Origin of the sequence: Vibrio sp. Makdt (assembly GCF_027587015.1) — a bacterium.
Lineage (GTDB): Bacteria > Pseudomonadota > Gammaproteobacteria > Enterobacterales > Vibrionaceae > Vibrio > Vibrio chagasii_B.
The window spans coordinates 255,653-277,417 of record NZ_JAPPTH010000001.1 but is presented as its reverse complement, the minus strand read 5'-3'; the positions used below and the strand labels follow the sequence as shown (position 1 = coordinate 277,417).

General features: G+C 44.4%; 21 protein-coding genes. 10 read left to right on the top strand and 11 right to left on the bottom strand.

The features are described 5' to 3' along the window. Positions 1-25: 25 nt before the first annotated feature. Positions 26-646 (bottom strand): LON peptidase substrate-binding domain-containing protein, encoded by a 621-nt coding sequence (locus tag OH460_RS01180; protein WP_269994288.1) that lies wholly within the window; start codon positions 644-646, stop codon positions 26-28. A gap of 264 nt (positions 647-910) precedes the next feature. Here OH460_RS01180 and OH460_RS01175 point away from each other — a divergent pair, with 264 nt between their 5' ends. Next, complete coding sequence (locus OH460_RS01175; RefSeq protein WP_009846092.1) at positions 911-1,297, top strand: tautomerase family protein; 387 nt, start codon at positions 911-913, stop codon at positions 1,295-1,297. Positions 1,298-1,426: 129 nt separating this feature from the next. On the opposite strand, the gene OH460_RS01170 is transcribed toward OH460_RS01175, so the two are convergent. Further along, positions 1,427-2,239: a DUF4344 domain-containing metallopeptidase gene (locus tag OH460_RS01170; RefSeq protein ID WP_269994284.1), complete on the bottom strand. Its 813-nt coding sequence runs from the start codon at positions 2,237-2,239 to the stop codon at positions 1,427-1,429. Positions 2,240-2,426: 187 nt separating this feature from the next. Here OH460_RS01170 and OH460_RS01165 point away from each other — a divergent pair, with 187 nt between their 5' ends. Together OH460_RS01165 and gltS are read left to right on the top strand one after the other, a co-directional pair. Continuing rightward, on the top strand, positions 2,427-2,783 hold the full coding sequence (locus tag OH460_RS01165; protein ID WP_061032902.1) for a YibL family ribosome-associated protein: 357 nt from the start codon (positions 2,427-2,429) through the stop codon (positions 2,781-2,783). A 315-nt stretch (positions 2,784-3,098) separates the two neighbouring features. Then, positions 3,099-4,325 (top strand): sodium/glutamate symporter, encoded by a 1,227-nt coding sequence (gltS, locus tag OH460_RS01160; RefSeq protein WP_061032903.1) that lies wholly within the window; start codon positions 3,099-3,101, stop codon positions 4,323-4,325. A gap of 73 nt (positions 4,326-4,398) precedes the next feature. On the opposite strand, the gene norW is transcribed toward gltS, so the two are convergent. From norW to OH460_RS01140, 4 genes are all read right to left on the bottom strand, one after another. Then, a complete protein-coding gene (gene norW, locus OH460_RS01155; RefSeq protein ID WP_269994280.1) occupies positions 4,399-5,568 on the bottom strand; it encodes an NADH:flavorubredoxin reductase NorW in 1,170 nt (389 codons plus the stop codon). A gap of 1 nt (position 5,569) precedes the next feature. Further along, entirely contained in the window at positions 5,570-7,069 is a 1,500-nt protein-coding gene (gene norV, locus OH460_RS01150) for an anaerobic nitric oxide reductase flavorubredoxin (RefSeq protein WP_269994278.1), read from the bottom strand. A gap of 270 nt (positions 7,070-7,339) precedes the next feature. Then, positions 7,340-7,996 carry a nitroreductase family protein gene (locus OH460_RS01145; RefSeq protein WP_048610277.1) on the bottom strand — a complete coding sequence of 219 codons (657 nt, stop codon included), beginning with the start codon at positions 7,994-7,996 and terminating at the stop codon, positions 7,340-7,342. A 291-nt stretch (positions 7,997-8,287) separates the two neighbouring features. Then, on the bottom strand, positions 8,288-9,154 hold the full coding sequence (locus OH460_RS01140; protein WP_269994274.1) for a glycerol kinase: 867 nt from the start codon (positions 9,152-9,154) through the stop codon (positions 8,288-8,290). Between the two features lie 569 nt (positions 9,155-9,723). Here OH460_RS01140 and OH460_RS01135 point away from each other — a divergent pair. The 3 genes from OH460_RS01135 (at position 9,724) to OH460_RS01125 (ending at position 13,535) form a co-directional block, all read left to right on the top strand. Continuing rightward, on the top strand, positions 9,724-11,616 hold the full coding sequence (locus OH460_RS01135) for a PTS mannitol transporter subunit IICBA (protein ID WP_269994272.1): 1,893 nt from the start codon (positions 9,724-9,726) through the stop codon (positions 11,614-11,616). A gap of 183 nt (positions 11,617-11,799) precedes the next feature. After that, entirely contained in the window at positions 11,800-12,948 is a 1,149-nt protein-coding gene (locus OH460_RS01130; protein ID WP_269994271.1) for a mannitol-1-phosphate 5-dehydrogenase, read from the top strand. Positions 12,949-12,998: 50 nt separating this feature from the next. Continuing rightward, positions 12,999-13,535 carry an MltR family transcriptional regulator gene (locus OH460_RS01125; protein ID WP_269994268.1) on the top strand — a complete coding sequence of 179 codons (537 nt, stop codon included), beginning with the start codon at positions 12,999-13,001 and terminating at the stop codon, positions 13,533-13,535. 259 nt (positions 13,536-13,794) lie between these two features. Here the strand turns inward: OH460_RS01125 and nagB are convergent, their stop codons facing one another. Then, a complete protein-coding gene (nagB, locus tag OH460_RS01120) occupies positions 13,795-14,595 on the bottom strand; it encodes a glucosamine-6-phosphate deaminase (protein ID WP_008216780.1) in 801 nt (266 codons plus the stop codon). A 536-nt stretch (positions 14,596-15,131) separates the two neighbouring features. Then, positions 15,132-15,485 carry a DUF413 domain-containing protein gene (locus tag OH460_RS01115; protein WP_008216779.1) on the bottom strand — a complete coding sequence of 118 codons (354 nt, stop codon included), beginning with the start codon at positions 15,483-15,485 and terminating at the stop codon, positions 15,132-15,134. Between the two features lie 154 nt (positions 15,486-15,639). Between OH460_RS01115 and OH460_RS01110 the strand changes: the two genes are divergently transcribed. Next, positions 15,640-16,530 (top strand): LysR family transcriptional regulator, encoded by an 891-nt coding sequence (locus OH460_RS01110; RefSeq protein WP_269994264.1) that lies wholly within the window; start codon positions 15,640-15,642, stop codon positions 16,528-16,530. Between the two features lie 196 nt (positions 16,531-16,726). On the opposite strand, the gene OH460_RS01105 is transcribed toward OH460_RS01110, so the two are convergent. Further along, positions 16,727-16,930, bottom strand: coding sequence for a hypothetical protein (locus OH460_RS01105; RefSeq protein WP_008216777.1), 204 nt, complete (start codon positions 16,928-16,930; stop codon positions 16,727-16,729). Between the two features lie 238 nt (positions 16,931-17,168). On the opposite strand from OH460_RS01105, the gene OH460_RS01100 reads away from it, so the two are divergent. The 3 genes from OH460_RS01100 (at position 17,169) to OH460_RS01090 (ending at position 19,641) form a co-directional block, all read left to right on the top strand. Then, positions 17,169-18,545, top strand: a complete 1,377-nt coding sequence (locus tag OH460_RS01100; RefSeq protein ID WP_269994260.1) for an AlkA N-terminal domain-containing protein — start codon at positions 17,169-17,171, stop codon at positions 18,543-18,545. Between the two features lie 48 nt (positions 18,546-18,593). Continuing rightward, positions 18,594-19,076, top strand: a complete 483-nt coding sequence (locus tag OH460_RS01095) for a methylated-DNA--[protein]-cysteine S-methyltransferase (RefSeq protein ID WP_102425403.1) — start codon at positions 18,594-18,596, stop codon at positions 19,074-19,076. Positions 19,077-19,236: 160 nt separating this feature from the next. Next, positions 19,237-19,641: a hypothetical protein gene (locus OH460_RS01090; protein WP_269994258.1), complete on the top strand. Its 405-nt coding sequence runs from the start codon at positions 19,237-19,239 to the stop codon at positions 19,639-19,641. Here the strand turns inward: OH460_RS01090 and nhaD are convergent. Both nhaD and OH460_RS01080 read right to left on the bottom strand, forming a co-directional pair. Then, positions 19,622-21,061, bottom strand: a complete 1,440-nt coding sequence (gene nhaD, locus OH460_RS01085; protein ID WP_061032914.1) for a sodium:proton antiporter NhaD — start codon at positions 21,059-21,061, stop codon at positions 19,622-19,624. The genes OH460_RS01090 and nhaD overlap by 20 nt on opposite strands. A gap of 214 nt (positions 21,062-21,275) precedes the next feature. Next, positions 21,276-21,446, bottom strand: a complete 171-nt coding sequence (locus OH460_RS01080) for a hypothetical protein (RefSeq protein ID WP_269994256.1) — start codon at positions 21,444-21,446, stop codon at positions 21,276-21,278. Between the last annotated feature and the right edge of the window lie 319 nt (positions 21,447-21,765).

The window sequence follows — 21,765 nt, the reverse complement described above, 5'->3', positions numbered from 1 at the left end:
ACAAAATTATAGCGAAGAAAAGTGCTTATTGCCCCGTAATGATTTGATTCAAAAAAGGAACTAAAGAAGGAAAGCTAGCGGGCTCGGTGAACTCTGTTTTCTTTTCCAAGGGAATAGGCATCATCTCGAGTAGTCGCGCACAAATCCATTGTGGGCTCTCGAAATCAGGTGCGGGATAAAGGGCTCTTATCGAATCGTGGTCGCGAAACAGTTGAACCAAAAACGCAGTAAACACGTTAGGCACGTCGTATTCGAGAACTGGCCAATGGGGCAGTGGTCTGAATTTACTTTTGATTAGGTCAACGGTATCTCTATGAGAGGTGTGAAGGTGCACAAGTTGCTGACCTTCCACATCGATCTCCAATATCTGATCATCGGACATATTAAAGTCGACGATGGATACCTTGGTTCCCCATGAGCTGAGATGTTCTGAGTTTACGTTGTCTTGAGTGGCAATAATAAAGCCATCGCCCTGCGCTGCGTGCGCGACCATCGCAAGGTATTTGGGTTCGAAAATGCGTAATCTCTGTCTTCCTCCAGGTAACAGGAAGACGGGGAGGGGAAACACAGCGAGTTCTAGAGAAGACTCTACGGGTGTTTCTGGTTCGGCTTTTGTCCGTGTGGTCTTCCTAGGTGTATTAGGCACATAGCACTCCTTAGTTCAGATGTGATTCAAGGAGATATACGGTCAGTGGCTAGGGTTCGATCAATTCGCTGTGGCTGTAATTGTTTGCTGCTATTTGGTGAGGATATGTTTTTTGTTGCACCTGTTCATAAATTCATTGTGTTAACCTTCTTTCATCGACGGTATTAGGTACTATATGTACAAATAGTAAGCGAATGGGTAGTGGCTAGACGATGCTGCTATCTAACGTTCTTCTTTACCTGACATCGCATCAAAGGAATGGTCATGATTGTTATCTATGGTATCAAAGAGTGCTTAAATCCAATTAAGTTGCAACTCTCGAACGTGTTGCAACAGTGTTTAAACAGTGAGATGGGTTTACCTGATGACAAGCGCGCACATAGGTTTGTGCCTTTAGAAAGAGACGATTTCTTTTACCCTGAAGGACGGACAGAGGCATACACCGTTATTGAGATCAACATGATGGAAGGTCGAGCGGTGAACACCAAAAAGCGCCTAATTAAGAAGATTTTTTCTGAGATTGAAAAGCAGCTCTCTATCTCTCCGATTGATATTGAAATCACCATTAAGGAACAGCCATCGCACTGCTGGGGATTTCGAGGCATGACCGGCGATGAAGCTCAAGATCTGAAGTATAAAGTGAAGGTCTAGGGTTCAAGCTCCTAACTCCTAACTCCTAACACGTAAGACTTAACCACACCTATCGAGTGATGGCTTTGGTATTTGATACCAAAGCCGTTTTGTCTCGTTCTCGACACTAACTTTTAAGCATCTAAGCATCTAAGCACCGTCACTCTCTTTCAAATACTGATGCCAATTTTCATTGATCACATCAAAGTGCTCAACGCAGAACTCTTTTCTGTCTTTCAGGTAGTCGTTTTCTACTTCATCAAGTAAGTTTTTGTAGGCCTCAGGGTCGCTGCCATAGACCAAACATAACGTCGAGAAGTAGCGCTGTAGGTCGAAGCTGTGCTCATCGATGTATTCACCTAAATCGTAATACTCTGGGCGGTCTTCTGACTCGAAAGCGAACATGTCAGCAGCGCTGATAGCGGCATCAGCCCCATGCTCTACGTAGTTAAGCAGTAGCACGGTTGCTAGGTTATCAACCGCATCTTCTTCTTTACCCAATATGGCAATGTTCTGATCTTCGATATACGCATGCCCAGCTTCGTGTAGCAGAGTGTGCAGCAAGGTATCAATAGCGCCGGTTTGCGCAGATTTCCCATACTCTTTTTCGTATTGGTTCTTCTCGAAATAATGGAGTGACTCAGCGTAAAAGCTATAAGGGATCAGCACCTGATGGTTTTGTGGATCGTAGAGTGGTCCTTCTTCCCCGCCATATTGAATGGTTAATGGCTTCTCAAACAAGAAGAGTTGGTTTGATAGGTCGACCACGGTGTCATTAACGCCACTCTGCTTAATCTCTTGCTTAAGCTGTCTCTCTGATTCGTCTTGAGGCGCTGAATATTCAATAATCAGATTGTTGTCGAGCATGCTTTCATTGGAGGCTTCGCTGGATGCATAACTTGTGGCAAATACAGAGCCAAGGACTAGGCTGTAGGTCAATACTCTTTGTTTCGGTGATGTCATTACACGTCCTTGTGGTTGATGTCTGATCGGCGGATTAGTGGCATCTTTGTATCGATGGGCTGATAGACAGTTTAGGCTGTTTTTTATTCCAAAGGCTATTTATCAGATAAATTTCGGTTCAGGTAAACCCTTGTGCTATACTCCGCGCCCCAATCCGAATTGGCTTGCTTAATCTTAGGAAATTATTATGAGTGCTAAAAACGAACTTCAACAAATTAACAACCGTTTAGACAAGTGTCGCCATAAGTTAGCGGCTGCTAAAGCTCGTAATGATCGTCCTGTTGTTCGTCAATTTGAAGAAGAAATCAAAAAGCTAACAAAGAAGATTGCCCAGCTTAAGCACAAACAAAGCTACGATGTGAATCAAGAACGTAAGTCGTTGCTTGATATGCCATTTAGCCGCGAAATTACTAAAGCTGAGCAAGCGGATATGGGTAAACTGAAAAAGTCTGTAAAAGGATTAGTCGTTGTGCACCCAATGACGAAGATTGGTAAAGAGCTTCGCATTGAGGTTATGACGGGTTATGCCCCGAAAAAATTCTAATTACCAGCGATGGTAATAAAAGAGGAGCTAGTAATAGCTCCTTTTTGCTTTTTTAGGCATATAGAAAGGGTTAAATCGGCGATCGCATTAGCGGTGAAGTAAATGGATAGGTGTTGATTCTGGTCACAAAACCATTCATCTCCTACTAAAGTTAACTTGTTGCTAACATGACATTCAGCTGACACGCTAGTGTGTTTGGTTTTCTAATCCACAATTTCTCACCAATTTGCACAAATATAGGCAGAGCAACACAAATATTTACAGATAAAACTAGACTCATTAGGGAAGATGAGAACGTAAAACAATAGAGGTTATATGAATCAATTAATTTCAATAGGGCCACTAGAATCTTTCTTAATCGCGATCAGCGTTTTGTTTCTAGGTCATTTTGTAAACGCAAAGCTACCGATTCTCAAAAAGTACAATATCCCAGAGCCCATTGTGGGTGGCTTGATTGTCGCTTTTGCTATTACAGCCCTGCACTTTAACGGCGTTGATCTTGAGTTCTCCTTGCCTTTGCAGAACACATTCATGTTGATGTTCTTCGCGACTGTAGGCCTTGCGGCTAACTACACTCAGCTAATAAAAGGCGGCGCAAAGGTGTTTTTGTTCTTAGCGGTCGCTTCCGTTTACATCATTATCCAGAATGGAGTGGGTGTGACGCTGGCAACGACGCTTGGCCTAGAGCCACTAATGGGTCTGATCGCAGGTTCTATTACGCTGTCTGGTGGTCACGGTACAGGAGCGGCTTGGTCGCAAACCTTTGCTGATACCTACGGCATTGCCAATACACTAGAAATCGCGATGGCTTCGGCAACCTTTGGTTTGATCATTGGCGGTATCATTGGTAGCCCTGTAGCGCAAAAACTGATCGACAAAAACAATCTTGAATCAGAGTACGGCACGGGCACACAAACGCACGAGCGCTTCCCTGAACTGGTGACTTATAACGAGTACGAAGAAGATAAAGTGACAGCCAAGAAGGTAATTGAAGTTTTGTTCATTCTTCTTATCTGTATTACGGGTGCAAGATATCTTGAAGAGTGGGTATCAACCTTTGAAATTTCTTGGTTGATGATTCCTGACTTTGTTTATGCTCTGTTTATCGGTGTGTTCATCACGAACGTTTTTGAAGTGACGAAGCTGCATAAAACCGACAGCGAAACCGTTGATATTTTGGGTACTGTGTCATTGTCTCTATTCTTAGCTATGGCGTTAATGAGCCTGAAACTGTGGAACATCTTCGACCTTGCGATCCCATTCTTGGTGATCTTGAGTGTTCAAGCAGTGGTGCTTGGTCTGTTCTCTTACTTTGTGACCTTCAAGGTGATGGGCTCAAACTACGATGCAGCGGTTATGTCGGGCGGTCACTGTGGTTTCGGCCTAGGCGCAACACCTACAGCGGTAATGAACATGGGCTCTTTGGTGAACCGATTCGGTCCATCACCACAGGCGTTCATGGTGGTGCCAATCGTCGGCGCATTCTTCATTGATATCGTTAACCTGATTATCCTGCAAGGTTACATCTCGTTTATCGGTTAATGTGAACACCTCGCTTAACGCATAAAACAGCCAGTCTATTGACTGGCTGTTTTCGTTTTATTGGCAGCAGTATTTATACGGGTGAGCTGGCTTGCAGCTCTTTAAGCAAAGGGAATGCAGCTTTAGTGTGCTCTCCGGTGACGATAAATCCAACCAATTGATTATCTACATTGAAGCCTTTTGCGATAATGCCTTTCGGGTCAAAGCGAGTCTCCCAGCTTTGAGCTGTGTGCAGATCTCGGCCTGCAAGCTGAATCGGGTAGCTTGGGGTCTTCACCTTTGTAATGATATGAGGCAACTTGAGTTTGATGCCAGCTTCCTCGGGCATGTCATCACTCGTAATGAGCTGCTTTGCCAACACATTAGCAGACAAGATCGCGGGCTGGAGATAAGCCATGATACGCCCTTCAATTTCGGCGCAATCACCAATCGCATACACATTGTTAGCACTGGTTTTCATGGTTTGGTCGACAACGATCCCCTTGTTGACGGTGACTCCGGCTTGTGTCGCCAATGTCGTGTTCGGTTTCAGCCCTGCTGCTGCAATCACTGCATCCGTTCGTAACAATCGAGAAGAGGTGGTTTGTAACCTTATGTCCTCTTTGAGGTAAGTTGCTCGACAAACGGCAGAGTCTGTTTCAACGGTCACACCTGCTTTTCGTAACACTTGCTCCAATTCTAGAGAAACGAAAGGCGGCACTAAACTGCTCAATAGATAGCTGGCAGGCTCGATGATCGTGACATCTTTTCCTGCGACTTGGAGGTCAAAGGCAAGCTCGACTCCGATTAGGCCGCCACCAATCACAGTGACACGATGAGCATCATCGATCTTCGCTTTGTGCTTTTCAAACTCCTCCAGACTATTGAGCGTAATAGTCGCATCGTGTTTTAGCCCTTTTGCTGGTGGAATAAATGGTGTTGCTCCCGTTGCTAATACCAACTTCGAATAGTGAATGGTGTCATCGCCGACATGAACACATTGTTGCTCAATATCGATTTCTCTGACCAGTGCTTTGGTCTTGATAACCAAGTTGTACTGCTCAGCCAACTGTTGAGCGTTATGCATTGAGAGTGTCTCTGGCGTTTGCGCCTGACTAAACGCATGCGAAAGATTTGGCTTACTGTACTCAACCCCCGAATCTGCCGTGATCATGGTGATCGCGATATCTTGGTCGAGTTTACGTACCATCTTGATAGTTTGTAGGGCAGCGAAACCGCCACCCACAATCACAATGTTCGACATGTTACTTCTCCACAAATACTTCTTTGCCTAAATGGCACTCAGGGCAAAGGAAGTCATCAGGTACTTTTGCCCAAGGTGTCCCTGGTTCAACACCTTGGTACGGTTCACCTAATTGTGGGTCGTATACCCATTCACAAACCGTGCAACGCCAGCATGTGCAGTCTGCACTGTGGACAGGCTTATCTTGCGTTTGTTCTAGGTTCTGTTCTGCTGTGTCTTTTAGCTCTATTGGGGAGATTGTTGGTGCTGATTCTATGGGCTGAACGTTGCGCTCCACTTGCTTAGGTTGGCTAACCTCGGTTTCATCGGCGCGCCAAACCTCAGCCAATGTCATGCCGTAATCGATGCATTGACGAAGGGCATCTGTGTCTGGTTTCCAATGGATGTGTTGTGGTGCACTGACTTCGAAATTCGCTTCACGTAGGCGAGCATCGATGCGTTTTACTGCGCCGCCAGTCCAACCTGAAGATCCAAATGCTGCGGCTCTTTTTCCTGCAAAGCGCAGGCCGTGTATTTCTTCAAGTAGCGCGGCTATTTGCGGCATCATCACGTTGTTCATGGTCGATGAGCCAACAAGCACACCCTTTGAGCGGAAGACATTGGCAAGGATGTCATTCTTGTCGTGCTTAGAAATATTGAACACCTTGATTGCCGTTTCTGGGCTGCCTTTGCGGATACCCTTAGCGATCGCGTCAGCCATCATGCGAGTGTTGTTCGACATGGTGTCGTAGACAATGGTGATACGATCTTCTTTGTAGGCTTTCGACCACTCGTAATATTGCTCAACGATTTGAGTCGCATTGTCACGCCAAATACAGCCGTGAGAGGTTGCGATAACATCAATCGGCACGCCTAAGCTCAGCACTTCTTCAATCTTTGCTTTAACCAGCGGCGCAAACGGCGTCAGGATATTCGAGAAGTAACGCAGACACTGTTCATGCAGCTCAACTTGGTCTAGCTGGTCATTGAATAGGTTTTCGTCGCAGTAGTGTTGGCCGAAAGCGTCGTTACTAAACAGGACTTCATCACCGGTTAAGTAAGTTGCCATTGAGTCCGGCCAGTGCAGCATTTTCATCTCTACGAAGATAAGTTGCTTTCCGTTACCCACATCGAGCGTATCGCCAGTTTTGACGGTTCTGAAATTCCAGTCTGGTTGGTGGTGGTGACCAACAATGGAGTTTACACCCGCTTCAGTGCAATAAACCGGCGTGTTCGGAATTTTAGCAAGCAGCGCAGAGAGCGCGCCTGAGTGGTCTTCTTCAGCGTGTTGGCAAATGATGTAGTCGATCTCATTGATATCGATTTCCATCTCTAGGTTTGCAAGGAATTGCTCAGTAAAGCGATGATCGACAGTATCGACAAGCACTGTCTTCTCTTCACGGATCAGGTATGAGTTATAGCTCGTACCTTTGTTCATGTGGTATTCCTTACCGTGGAAGTGCTCGGTTTCCCAATCGTGGACGCCGACCCAATGAACATTTGATTTAACGTGAATAGTCATAATGATAATACCTTATTGAAATATCTAAGGCTCTCATTGCACTAGTCGTGCCATATTTTTAAGTTGTTGTTTTAATTGTGTTTGTTTGCTTTTTGAACTCCTCTTTGTGTCTTTATGACTTGTTGGTTTCTGTAATCATATTGAAATTAATGTGTCTTAATGACTTGGTGGTGGCTTGGATAAATAACAGATATAAAAAAGGCCAGACGAACGTCTGGCCAAATAAAGCAGTGCGATTTGTTTGTTTCAGCTATTACAGATCAGTGTCTATTACAGCGTAGTAATGACTTCATCAAGAGCTAGGCGCGCTTTTGGTTTGCCGTAGTTGTAGTCTTCACCGTCTTTGTGGTAGCCAATAGCCAGCGCTACATCAACAATGTGACCTTCTAGTTCGTCAGCAAACTCTTCGCTGATCATAGCTGCGTCTACACCTTCCATAGGTGTTGAAGCGATACCTAGACGAGCTAGTGTGTGCAGTGTGTTACCTAGTGCGATGTAAACTTGAGACTTAGTCCAGTTACCGTTGAAACCTGTTTCGTCAGTGTTCATTTCTGCGAATGCGTATGCACCTAGGAATTGCTCGTACATTTCAGCTGGTAGGTGACCAGAGCTTACTTCTGTATCAGCACGCTTCGCGAATTTCTCTTTAGTGTACTTAGGATCGTGAGCAAACAGGATCGTGTGTGATGCTTCTTTCGCATGTGGTTGGTTAAACTGGAACATGTTTTCGAAAGTATTGTGGAAGCGTTGTTTTGCTGCGTCACTCTCAATGATGATGAATTTCCAAGGCTGAGAGTTTATAGAAGAAGCTGACAAGCGAAGTGCTTCTTTGATTACTTCCATGTCTTCCGCAGAGATGCGTTTTTCTGCATCGTATTTTTTAGCTGTGTAACGAGTGTTTAGATCAGTAATGATTGGATGAGTCATGTTGAGTCCTAATATCTATCAATAATAAATGTTGTAGGGTTTTATGTTCAGTCACGTCAACAATAAACGGATAACGAATTTAAACGAATCTCTATAGATTGAACGTCTAAATGGTTATCGAACATGCCCCAATAAATCGAGTATCTGCGGTAGCTCAAGTCGATGGGTGTAAGATAATAGAAGAATGACTCGGGAAAAATAGCGAACATATCAAATCACTATGGTTAATAATGTCCATAATGATTCGATAAATGTGATCTTAATGGAGATGAAATCTCTAGATTCAGTAGCTTAGTACGCCTTGATACCATATTGGCGCAATAATGGCGGAAGTACGCTGTCTAGGTTGGGGATTTCTTCTGGCGTGATTTCGATTAAACCAAAACCATGCTCTTCATAGATTTTTCTCGTCGTTTCACGTTTATCTTCGGTGATTGGCGCAGAATCGGTTCCCCAGAACTGGATGTATACTTTGCCACTCGGTAGATAAAAATCGCTGATCACTTCTTTTGATATCGGCAATGGACGCTCGTACGCATGAACCACTCCTGCCATATAAAGCCAGTTATCGATGATCAGCTCTCCCTTTGAACGAACATAATGCCCATCTAAGCTTCGGTGCTTCGCCTCAAATTTCTGACGAAAACTGGAGAATGACACATCGGTCGAGTGGCTTTCAGCATCATGCCCTAGGAATTCAATAACAGACTGCTTCAAACGTTTATTGCGAACCAGTGAGTCGTGCCATACCACGAATAAGTTTTGAGTCGCTTTGTCTTCTCTTTGTTCACCTCCGGCTTTTAAGCCTGTAGAGGTGACATGCCAACCGTCTTCTTCTTTTGTTATCCAACCAAGCTCGTTGAGCAGTAAGTTGATTTTCTTTGCGCTGAGTTGAAAGGCACTACCAAGCTGGGTGGCGGTGAGTGTTTTCCCTGAGAATGAGTCCAAATCGATAAGCAGTTTCTCTGGCCAGACAATAAAGACACCAAACTTCTTGTGTTCGACATATTCCCCACCAAAGCTTTCTCCCCGTTCTGTGAGAATCCAACGCTCTTGTGAACGCACTATATAGCCTGCTGTTTTTAGATCGCTAAATAAAGCTTTAGCTTCTATGCCTTTTTGTTTAGCGAGTGCGGATGTGGAAATTTTGTCTGACATAGTCTTTTCTCAAATAGCGGAGTGATCAGCTGTTAGGTATTGGAGATATATGATGCGATAGCGTTGGTAAATACCATATCACATCTATCAATGCTAACTGCAGTTCAGTGGTCTATGTTTTTAGTAGAGCGTTAGGTCTCGTTTTGTATGTTTAGCAAAATGTAGCTCAATATGTAATTAAATTACAGGCGTAGCGATTTTGTTCATCTGGGTGCATATTTTATATACGTGACACGATGTTCTTTTATACGGTTTATATAGATCTTAGATGCTATATTTTATTAAGTGTGATTTTGGTCACTATTTATTTTTAAGTATTACAAAATAAAATGTGATCTATATCGCGTGTTAATGATATCCATTCTCATTAAATTGGCTTTGTAATTTAAATTCATAGTGTTTTTGTGATCTAAGGTGTGCTTGTTAACCCGAAAGTGTTTTTCGTGTGTGATGGCTATCACGAAAGTTGGGCTAAGGTGCATTTTGGAAATGTTGTGATACATTTTAATCGACTTTTGAGTACACACTTTCGGTCATTTGACCAACCAATACATTACGGGGTTCTACCTATGTTATCACCAGAAGCAAAGATTAAGGTTCAAAACTTTGGTCGTTTCTTATCCAATATGGTAATGCCAAACATCGGCGCATTTATTGCGTGGGGTTTCATTACTGCACTATTCATCCCAACGGGTTGGTGGCCTAACGAAACGTTAGCATCAATGGTTGGTCCTATGATTACATACCTACTGCCACTATTGATTGGTTACACCGGTGGTAAAATGGTTGGTGGTGACCGCGGTGCGGTAGTGGGCGCTATCACAACAATGGGTGTTATCGTTGGTACTGATATCCCAATGTTCATGGGTGCAATGATTGTAGGTCCACTAGGTGGTATCGCAATTAAGAAATTCGATGAAGCTGTTCACGGTAAAGTGAAGAGTGGTTTCGAAATGCTAGTGAACAACTTCTCTGCGGGTATCATCGGCATGATCTGTGCGATCATCGCGTTCATCGTGATTGGTCCTGCGGTTAAGATTCTGTCTGGCGGACTTGCGGCTGGTGTAAACGCAATGGTAGAAGCGGGTGCACTACCTCTAGCATCTATCTTTGTTGAACCTGCGAAAATCCTATTCCTAAATAACGCAATCAACCACGGTATCTTCTCTCCACTAGGTATTCAGCAATCTGAAGAGATGGGTCGCTCTATCTTCTTCCTAATCGAAGCAAACCCAGGTCCTGGTTTTGGTCTTCTACTTGCTTACATGGTGTTTGGTAAAGGTAGCGCGAAGCAATCTGCTGCTGGTGCATCTATCATCCACTTCCTAGGTGGTATCCACGAAATTTACTTCCCTTACGTTCTAATGAACCCACGTCTAATTCTTGCGGTGATCGCAGGTGGTATGGCGGGTGTATTCACTAACGTAATGTTCGATTCTGGCCTTATCTCTCCAGCATCTCCAGGTTCTATCTTCGCAGTCTTACTGATGACGCCAAAAGGCTCTTACATCGGCGTGATTCTATCGGTTATCGCAGCAACAGCCGTATCTTTCTTAGTGGCTTCAATTCTGCTTAAGACTTCAGCTCAAGATGACGACGAAGAGTCTCTAGAAAAAGCTTCTGCACAAATGAAAGACATGAAAGCGTCTTCTAAAGGTGCAGCAGCAGAAGCAAACGTAAACCTAGCGGATGTAAAAGCAGTTTATGTAGCGTGTGATGCGGGTATGGGTTCAAGTGCAATGGGGGCAGGTCTACTACGTAAGAAAGTAGCAACAGCAGGCCTAGACATTGAAGTGACCAACTACGCAATCAACAACCTACCGGCTGATTCGCAAATCGTTATTACGCATAAAGACCTAACAGACCGTGCTCGTAGCACTGTGCCAGGTGCGATGCATATGTCTCTAAGCAACTTCCTAGACGGCGGCGTATACGACCAACTAGTTGCTGAGCTTGTCGATGCTCAAAGTGGTGAAGCGAAAGTAGAAGCTCCGGCTCCTGCAGCAGCTCCAGCACAAGAAGGCAACAAGCTTGCACTTACTGACGACAGCATCTTCCTTGGCCTTAAAGCGACTCAAAAAGAAGACGCAATCAAGTTTGCTGGCGAACAATTAGTAAAACTTGGCAACGTATCACCAGAATACGTAGACGGCATGTTTGCTCGTGAAGAGCTTGTGTCTACTTACCTAGGTGAGTCTATCGCAGTACCACACGGCACAATCGAAGCGAAACAGTACGTACAAAAAACCGGCATCGTTTTCTGTCAGTACCCTGAAGGTATTCAGTGGGGCGAAGATGAAGATGATATCGCGAAGATGGTTATCGGTATTGCCGCACAAGGCGATGAGCACAACATGGTGCTGATGGCTATTACCAATTCACTCGATGATGAAGAAGCTGTGGAATGCCTACAGAACACAACAAACCCTGCTGATGTTCTACGTATTCTCAACGGAAACTAAAAAGCTCTAGTCAAGCTCCTGAGTGAAGGAGGCCGGTATCCCCCTACTGGCCTCATTTTCGGTCTTAATCTTTCTAACAAGATTCAGTCTGAATAGCTTACTGCTTAATGCCGAGGGCACATCGTCAAGGCATGTTGTTGAGCAGTTAGCTATCTAGATTCAAATATTTATAAGGTCAAAATTATGAAAGCGTTACATTTTGGTGCAGGTAATATCGGTCGTGGTTTCATTGGTAAGCTTCTTTCTGATGCTGGTATGAAGGTTACGTTTGCTGACGTAAATGAAACGGTTGTAAATGCGTTAATTGAACGCCAAGAATACCCAGTTAAGATTGTTGGCGAAGAGTGTGTTGTCGAAGTTGTTAAGAACGTGACAGCAGTAAACTCAGCGACATGCGCAGTAGTAGATTGCATTGCTGAGTCTGATCTTGTGACGACTGCAGTGGGCCCTACGGTTCTTAAAATCATCTCTAAGTCTATCGCTCAAGGCATTGAAAAGCGTGCAGCAGCAAACAACACTGCACCAATGAACATCATCGCGGCAGAGAATATGGTTCGCGGTACTAGCCAATTAAAAGCAGCCGTGTTAGAGCACCTTTCAGATGAAATGAAAGCCTTCACTGAAGAGCACATTGGCTTTGTTGATTCTGCGGTTGACCGTATTGTTCCACCGGCAGAAGCGGGCGAAACAGACCCTCTAGCGGTAACCGTTGAAACGTTCAGCGAGTGGATCGTAGACCAAACACAATTCAAAGGTGAGATTCCAAACATCCCAGGAATGGAATGTACTGACAACCTAATGGCTTTCGTTGAGCGTAAATTGTTCACGCTAAACACGGGTCACTTGGTAACGGCATACCTTGGTGTGCTTGCAGGTCATGAGACTATTAAAGACTCTATCGAAGATGACGTAATCCGCGCTGAAGTAACAGCAACGATGGAAGAGAGTGGTGCGGTTCTGATTAAGCGTTACGGCTTTGATCCAGAAGCACACGCTGCCTACATCCAAAAGATTCTAGGTCGTTTTGCTAACCCGTTCCTACGTGATGAAGTAGACCGCGTTGGTCGTCAGCCAATTCGTAAACTGAGCCCGCAAGACCGCCTAGTTAAGCCTCTAAACGGTACATTAGAGTACGGCCTACCGAATGCTCACCTAGTAAAAGCAATCGCTGCTGCGTTCCATTACAAGAACGAAGACGACCCACAAGCGGTTGAACTTCAAGCAATGTTCGCAGAAAAAGGCTTTGCTGAGACATTAGCGCATTATTCTGAGCTGAATAGTGACTCAGAAGTTGTTAAACTAGCGGAAGAAGCTTATCTAGCATTGAAATGATAAACCATCAAAGTGCCACACCAGTGGCACTTTCTTATTGTCGAGCCGTTATGCCAATACAAACAAGCCATGAAACTGAATTACTCGAAGCCCTTTCGGAAGCTGAGAGTGCTGGCGCCTGCCTAATGGCTGCTTATGATGCATTGGACGACACGGTAGATGCCGTATTAAAAAACATCTTTAAGAAAGACGACACTGCAATTAAGTTCGTTGTCGAGCCACTTCTCAACAGTGGTGGGCCGTTAGGCGAGATTATGATTCGTGCTAAGTTGCTACTCGGACTTGGCGTGATCAGTAAAGAACTCTACGACGATCTAGAGGTTTTCGTTACCTTGAAAGAGTGGGCGAAAATACAGGGTGAAGACACCAGCTTCACAGAAGTTGATGTGATATTTGAGCTCAACAAGGTGAACGCGATTCAGCGTATTATGCCTATCGAATATGACGCGGAGATGGTGGAAACCATGTCTGGCCCAATGCTTGAAATGTTCTTGGGTCGACATAATCAAAAGGTGAAGTCGACGATCGTATTGGCTATCACTGACATTATCACTACCTTGTGCCGAGATAACGCGCTGAGCTCTTAGCTCTAGTTTGCAGCCCTGCTTATTCTTGTTTCACACCCTACACATCTTGTAGCTGTTCGTTTCAATATAAAGTTTAAAATGATGGCGGTTTCTCTCGTTGGAGAAATCGCTTTGTTGTTTTTATGCCTCTAAAAAATATCCGAAATATCTTCCCATTAAATACAAAAGCAGCAGGCACAAAAAAAGCCACATTCAGTGGCTTTTTCTATTCAAGACGCTCTGTTTATTAAAAACGCCCTGCTATTCAAGACTATAGGAATTATAGGTCTTGGATGTTCTCAGCTTCTAGCTCTTGGAAGTAGCGTAGAGTCTTAACTTTTAGCTCTTGTTGAGCTGGCTCATCAGCAACGATGATAGCTTTACGGTGCATCTGTAGAGCAGTAACAGTCCACATGTGGTTTACAGAACCTTCGATAGCCATTTGAAGCGCTTGTGCTTTGTTGTGGCCTAGAGAAAGGATCATTACTTCTTCAGAATCTAGAAGAGTCGCAACACCGATAGTTAGTGCGTATTTAGGAACTTGGTTGATGTCGCCATCGAAGAAACGAGAGTTCGCGATACGAGTGTCTTCAGTCAACGTTTTGATACGAGTGCGTGAAGATAGAGAAGAACCTGGTTCGTTGAATGCGATGTGACCGTCGATGCCTACGCCGCCCATGAATAGGTTGATTTTGCCGTATGAACGGATTTTCTCTTCGTATGCTGCACAGTGAGCATCGATGTCTTCAGCTTGACCGTCTAGCAGGTTAATGTTTTCTGCTTGGATATCAACGTGGTTGAAGAAGTTCTCGTGCATGAATGTGCGGTAAGACTCTGGGTGGTTAGGGTCGATGCCAACGTACTCATCCATGTTGAATGTTACAACGTGCTTGAAGCTAACTTCGCCAGCTTTGTAAAGTTCAATTAGCTCAGCGTAAGTAGTTAGAGGTGTGCTACCAGTAGGAAGACCTAGTACAAATGGACGCTCAGCCGTTGGAGCGAACTTGTTGATTGAATCTGCGATATGACGAGCAGCCCATTTACCTACTTTAGCTTTGTTGCTTAATGGAATAAGTCTCATTGATTTTGCCCCTAGAAATTAAATTTTATAGTGTTCTGAAACATTAATTCGCATTATAAAATAAGTTATCGAGTTCTGCTATTGTTTTAGGTCAAGTTTTTACTTTTTTCATCGTATCTGTGACTAGAACTCTCAAAATTGCACAATAATTGTATGGATATTTGGTGGCGTTAAACAAGATTAATACGCTTGTCATATACAGCGATGTTGATTCAATTCAGGCTCTGAAACAGTCGGTCTATTGGCGAGCCTTGTGAGTATAGTTGAGCCCAGAAAAATAATGATGGCAACGTGACACTATCGTGATAAAAGGAAGATTCAGATGGTGAACGATAAACTGGGTTGGGTTAGAAACTCACTCGATTGAGTAATATGAGCGTTTTGTTCACGCTATCGTTATGAATTATCTATAAATATTGGTAAAACTGACTAGGTTAGCTAAACTTACCAATTACGGAGAAAAGGCGAGTTTGAAGTGTAAACCTTGAAGGTAAAAAAAAGCCCAAAGTGATGAGGTATCACTTTGAGCGATTTTACTAATCTTCTAACACTAACTCACTGTCGTATTCTTCCCTAGGCACTTCGCCGCGTTTGCAGCCGTTTAGGGTATGAAAGCGACGGCGTCCACGAGCCAGTTGAATGTACTTCAACCAAACACGCTCTAACTTGGACTTTGCCTTATGAGGGTGAGACAACACTTTAATGAAGTGCTTTTCTTCTGCATTGGTTGGCGTAAGTTCGCCAGTCTCAAGTGCAAGCATAGTGTCACCAAACAAGGTTAGGATTTCCTCTTCTGAAAGAGTAAAATCACCCGACTTAGCGAACCCTCGTGGGAATTTAATGGTGTCATAAAAACGTTTTTTTCCGTGACGGAATTCGGTCTCAGACATATCAGCCTCAGTAATGTGGTTAGATAGAAATTAGTGTTTATTGCTCACGCGAAAATATTGTTAAAAGGCTAAAATAGGAAACAAAACGTTTTTGCCTTTACGATAAACAATCCTAGATCCGCTTGTTAGCAGATTTATTACAGAGATGTATTTGATGGATGTGAAAGTCTTTAGAACCTTTCTTGAGGTTGCAAGGGTGCGCCACTTTGGGCGTGCTGCTGAAAACTTGTATTTAACACAAGCGGCGGTGAGTGCGCGAATCAAACAGCTGGAAGGCTATTTTGATACTCAGTTGTTCATTCGTGACCGCAATAACATAAAGCTCACTTCTTCCGGTGAGCGTTTGATTGGTTACGCTGAGGTGATGGTTTCAACCTTACAGCAGGCCAAGTTTGAGCTGTCATTAGAGAGCGGAAAAGCCTTGCAGTTAACACTGGGTGGCACGCCGAATATTTGGGATGCGTATTTGCAAAACTGTTTGAGCGTCGTGACCGATTCTTTTGGTGGTTACGGCTTTATGGCAGAGGTGATGGGGCGTGAGCAACTGAACCGAAACTTGCTAGAACGTACCTTAGATATGGCTTTCGCTTTTGACCAGATCAAAGCAGAAGAGCTGAACTGTAAAAAAGTCGCTGACTTAGTACTCGTTTTGGTGTCGACACAGCCTGATGATCTGGAATCGGTGTTCCAACATAAATACGTTTATGTCGATTGGGGAACGCGTTTTGGTTCTGAGCACGCAGAGCGTCATCCAAAAGTACCAGCACCGTACTTACGCACTTCTACCGCTCGTATCGCCCTTGATTTCATTTTAGAGAAAGGCGGTAGTGCTTATTTACCTGTTTCTCTTGTTGAACCGTTTATCGAGTCGGGTCAGTTGCATAAGGTGAAAGGGGTGGAAGATTGGTATCGCCCGGTTTATCTGAGCTACCGTAAAAACAGCACCTCGGTCGATGCGATCATGCAGGTCGAGAAGTTGGTTAATGAGATCGACCCATCGACAGCGTACACATTGCAACAAGCAGCTGAGCAAGCGCCAGAATAAAGTTTCAATCTGCCACCAACTTATAGTGTTGATGAGATAAAAAATGGCTCCCAGTTGGGGAGCCATTTTTTTGTTTAAACCAGATATATTCATATTGCCCAATTTAGAGAAAGCTCTAAGTCGGAAAACTGTTTAAGCCTGGTACGCGTAACCCTATTTCTATCGCGTGAGAACACGTAGAGATTTATCAGGACACTTATAGGTTCATTAGGTTTTCAATAGACTCTTCAAGAGAGTGTGACATGTACGAATGGATGGTGTGTCCGTCCGTTGCGTCTATCTCAATTTTAGTAATCCCATGATCCGCTTTTTCTTCAAGAAAGCCGAGTGATTGCTCGACTGATTGACTGGTGAGAACCTGTTGGTTTGATAAAACAATACGACACGTGTGAAGAACCATAGCCTTTTCCTTTTTATATTCGATAGGTCTCTGCATCTTTGGCGTGCTAAGTACCTATCGTTTGACGTTGTGAGAAGATTGACTTCTCTTGATTAAATTTAGTCGAATTGGATAAAAAGAAAACCCTTTTTTGTGATTTATCTAACCTTCAGTTCCGAAAGTGGCTAGCGACAGTGGTTATTCACGGTAAACTTTTTGTTATCGGAGCCAAAATTATGGCCAAAGGGAAGAATAGAGTATGTCGAAAAATATCCATCACAACAGTACGTTAACTAATGAGCAGTGCCACTTAGCTCGCTATGCGCGAGACGCGCGTTTTGATGGTATGTTCTTCACTGCGGTAAAAACGACGGGGATTTTCTGTCGCCCTATCTGCCCCGCAACACCACCGAAAGAAGAGAACGTCGAATATTTTTCTCATCAGGCTCAGGCATTAAAAGCAGGCTACCGACCTTGCTTACGCTGTCGACCAGACAGTGCTCCTTTCTCACCAGCATGGAAAGGGGTTGAAACCACTTTTCTTAGAGCGATGCAGCTGATCGATAACGGCGCATTGAGTTCAGGCTCAATCACCGATCTTGCAGCACGTTTAGGGATATCTGATCGATACTTACGTACCTTGTTCGATACTTATATCGGTGTGTCGCCCAAGCAATATAGCCTGTACAGCCAGTTGATGTTTGCCAAGCAGTTACTGCACACCAGCAGTATGAGTATTACGGATGTAGGCTTTGCGAGTGGCTTCAACAGTACGCGTCGTTTCAATGATGCCTTTCAAAAAGAGCTGAAGCTTTCACCCAGTCAGATTCGACGAGCCAAACCTGATGACAGTTTGAGTAATCACGTCCAACTGACTTTTCATGGCCCATTAGATTGGAGTCATTTGCTGGATTTCTATCGAAGAAGAATGATTGAGGGAATAGAAGAGGTCGGCGAGGACTATTACCAACGAACGGTTAAGGTGAATGGCTCGAAGGGCTGGTTCAAGGCGACCTTAGTCAAAGATAATAGCTTGGATATTGAGTTTGAGTTGGATGATATCAATCAGCTGCGAAGTTTGATTGCTCATATTCGACGTATGCTCGACCTTGATGTCGACATCGCTAAAGTTGAAGCCTTTTTTGCGACGATAGATACTAACTTAGTCGCCAGAAGTGGCATTCGTATCCCTGGGGTGTGGAGTGCTTGGGAGGCCGGAGTTAGGGCGATCCTCGGTCAGCAAGTTTCGGTCACTGCGGCGATTGGTCAGCTGAACCTGTTGGTTAGAGAGCTGTCTGGTGCAGACGAGGAAACATACTTTCCGACTCCAAAGCAAATAGCTGAAGCGGATTTAAGCTTCTTAAGAATGCCGGGAAGCCGAAAGGAAACCCTAAAACGTTTTGCCAAATACATGGTCGACAACCAAGCCGAGCACCCTTCCAAATGGATTGACCTAAAAGGCATTGGTCCTTGGACAATACAATACGCATTACTTCGTGGCTTGAGTGAGCCGAATCATTTGCTAGTGGGTGATTTAGTGGTGAAGAAGTTTATCGAGCACCGACCGGCTATCAATATAGAGAGTGTTTCACCGTGGGGCAGTTACGCTACGTTCCACTGTTGGAATCAGTCTTAATAGAAAGAGCAACCAGCGAACGTCCGCAATACAAAGTTAGGAGCAATCATGGCGAACCGTTTTACATATTATGACAGCCCGTTAGGTACTGTGACTCTGCAGGCGAATGAGCAAGGCTTACTCGGAGTTTGGTTTGAAACACACACAACGAAACCGGAAGACTTAGGTACACAAGAAGATAGCTTTCCGATTTTCCAATCGGTTAAAGACCAGCTCGATCGTTATTTTGCAGGAGAAGCTGTTCAGTTTGATGTACCGATCGCTGCCAAAGGCACTCCGTTTCAGCAATCGGTTTGGCACGCACTTACTACTATTCCTTACGGAGAAACATGGAGCTATGCTCAGTTAGCCGACGCGATCGGTAATCCCAAAGCGGTGCGTGCTGTGGGGTTAGCCAATGGCAAGAACCCGGTATCAGTGATTATTCCGTGTCATCGAGTTATTGGTAAAAATGGCAAGTTGACGGGTTACGCGGGTGGAGTAGAGCGTAAACAGCGCTTGTTGGCGATTGAGGGAATTGGCCAAGAATAGATCGCTTGATTATTGGTTTGTGGGTTAAGTGATGCCTCGCAATGTTGAACTTAGCCTAGGGACCTTAAAAGTGTGACTTTGCAATAAAATCGTCACTTGCTGGAAAATACCTATTTGGTTGCATATTCTTTAATCATGTTCTCTAGGCAAGGATGCCCAAATGAATAGTCAAATCCCTTTCTTACTCAGTTGCAGTAGTACGCTGTTACTGACAGGCTGTTTAAGCGATACCAGTCAACCTTTTGAAGTTCCACAGTTAGTTCTATTTAAAGGTATGTATGAAAGTACTGATAACGACAGCTATTTGCTTTTTGAGTCGGGGCAAGTTACTTATCAGGCAACGGATAACACAGTGACGCGTAGCTACAGCGTTGAAGACGATTTGATAACCATTGAGCTGAATACAGGAAGCAGCCGAACGGATTCTGATTTGGTGATGAGAATTCAACGTCAAGGAGAGGTGCTCACTTGCAACCAATGCCCAGCGATGCAATTGAGCAATGTCTGGACACGAGTCGAAACCCGCAGCAAGAAGGCTCATCTAACTAGAATAACCCACCATTAAGCCATAAGTGCGCCGCGATGCTGACGGCGTAGCCAACCATGATGACTGGCATCCACTTTAAGTGACCAAAGAAGGTGTATTTACCATGCGCCGCGCCCATTAAGGCCACACCAGCAGCACTACCAATCGATAACAAGCTCCCCCCAACTCCAGCGGTTAAGGTGATCAGTAACCAGTTCCCCATCGACATTTGTGGCTCCATCGATAGCACAGCAAACATCACTGGAATGTTATCGACAATTGCAGATAAGATGCCCACCATAATGTTGGCAAAAATTGGGTCCCACTGGCTGTACATCAAAATCGAAGCCAGCTCTAAATACCCGAGTAAGCTCAAACCGCCCACACACATTACCACTCCGTAGAAGAAGAGTAATGTATCCCACTCTGCGTGAGACACTCTTCGAAATACATCAAACGGCACCACAGACCCGAGTCGTTTTAACGCACCTTCGTCATTATTGGCAATCGCTACTGCTTTTTTCTTCGCCAGTGAGTTGGGCAGAGTTTTACGCAAGAAGTATCCGAAGAACTGTAGGTAAGCGAGCCCCATCATCATCCCCATCACTGGAGGGAAGTGCAGCACAGCGTGGAAAGCCACTGCGGTCGCGATAGTCATGATAAATAACAACACAATCCGTCTTGCACCACGCTTGAGTTCAACGTGTTGATGTACCGTGTCGGGCTGGGTGGTGGGTACAAAGTAAGACATGATTACCGCAGGGACTACATAGTTCATTACGGAAGGGATAAATAACGGGAGGAATTCGCTGAAGCTAACATAGCCAGCCTGCCACACCATTAGGGTTGTGATGTCGCCAAATGGACTGAATGCGCCGCCAGCGTTGGCGGCAATAACGATATTCACACAAGCAAGGTTAACGAACTTAGGATTAGAACCCGCTACTTTAAGCACCACGGCGCACATCAGCAGAGCGGTGGTGAGGTTGTCGGCAATGGGAGAAATAAAAAACGCCAGAATGCCGGTTAACCAAAACAGCGAACGAAAATTAAAGCCTTTACCGACCATCCAGGCTTGCAGCGCATCAAACAGTCTTCGTTCTTCCATAGCGCTGATGTAGGTCATGGCGACGAGCAGGAAGAGTAGCAGCTCGGCATATTCCAATAAGTTGTGTTCGAGTGCTTGTTTCGCGACCTCAGTCAGATTGTGTTCTTGGTATGTGAAACCGATGATGATCCAAATCAGACCAGCAGCTAGCAGAACGGGTTTGGATTTTCGGAGTTTTAGATACTCTTCCATCATCACCACGATGTAGGCGACAACGAAAATGGTCAGTGATAAGTAGCCAGCAAATGAGCTAGTGAGCTTGAGTGGTTCTCCCAACTGAGAAGTGGCGGCACTTGCTACCGTAGAGAAAAACAGCAAAGAGAGGACAACAGAAAGCTGGATACCTAGCATGGATTACGCTCCAAAGTTAATAAGTTATTAACACGCGTAAAAGCGTAGACCTAAATAACCACATGGAGTGTGATTGATATCTTAATAATTCAACCGATTACAGGGGATGTAAGAGACTGTGATGCAAACGAAATATGCTCTTGCATGTAGAAGCGGATAAAGAAAAAGCCCTACCGGATTTAGGGCCGATAGAGCTTATTCTGTGTCGCCAATATTATGCAGCATTGCGATCAAACGTCATTGTTTGTTCTGCAGCACATATCTCAACAGGCCAGCCATAGGATTGGTATTCCATCGCAAGTTTGTCCGCAACTACGCGAGATACCGTGGCAGTGATCCACATGCCTTTACCCATTATCTGATATTTGAGTGTTCTCATTTCCATTTTTGTCACCATTTTCCTTCTATATTGGCTGCGCGAAGTCTATAGCACCTCTTGAAGCTGGAATTTCGAATCAAGCTCAAATCCTTTATAAAATGGCTCATGAATTCGGCTTGGATTAAAACTCAATCAGCAGAATGAAAACGGTTGCGCTTTGGAAGAAAAGTCATGATTTAAGTATCTGTATTATAATCAAATAAAATTTTAACTAAAAATTTATGTAAGAGATCTCTCACATTATTATCAGAGATCGACTACGCAGGTTCTTATCCGTTGGGCGCTGATTTTTGTGTCTCTTCTGTATGCTTTCAGTTACGCCATT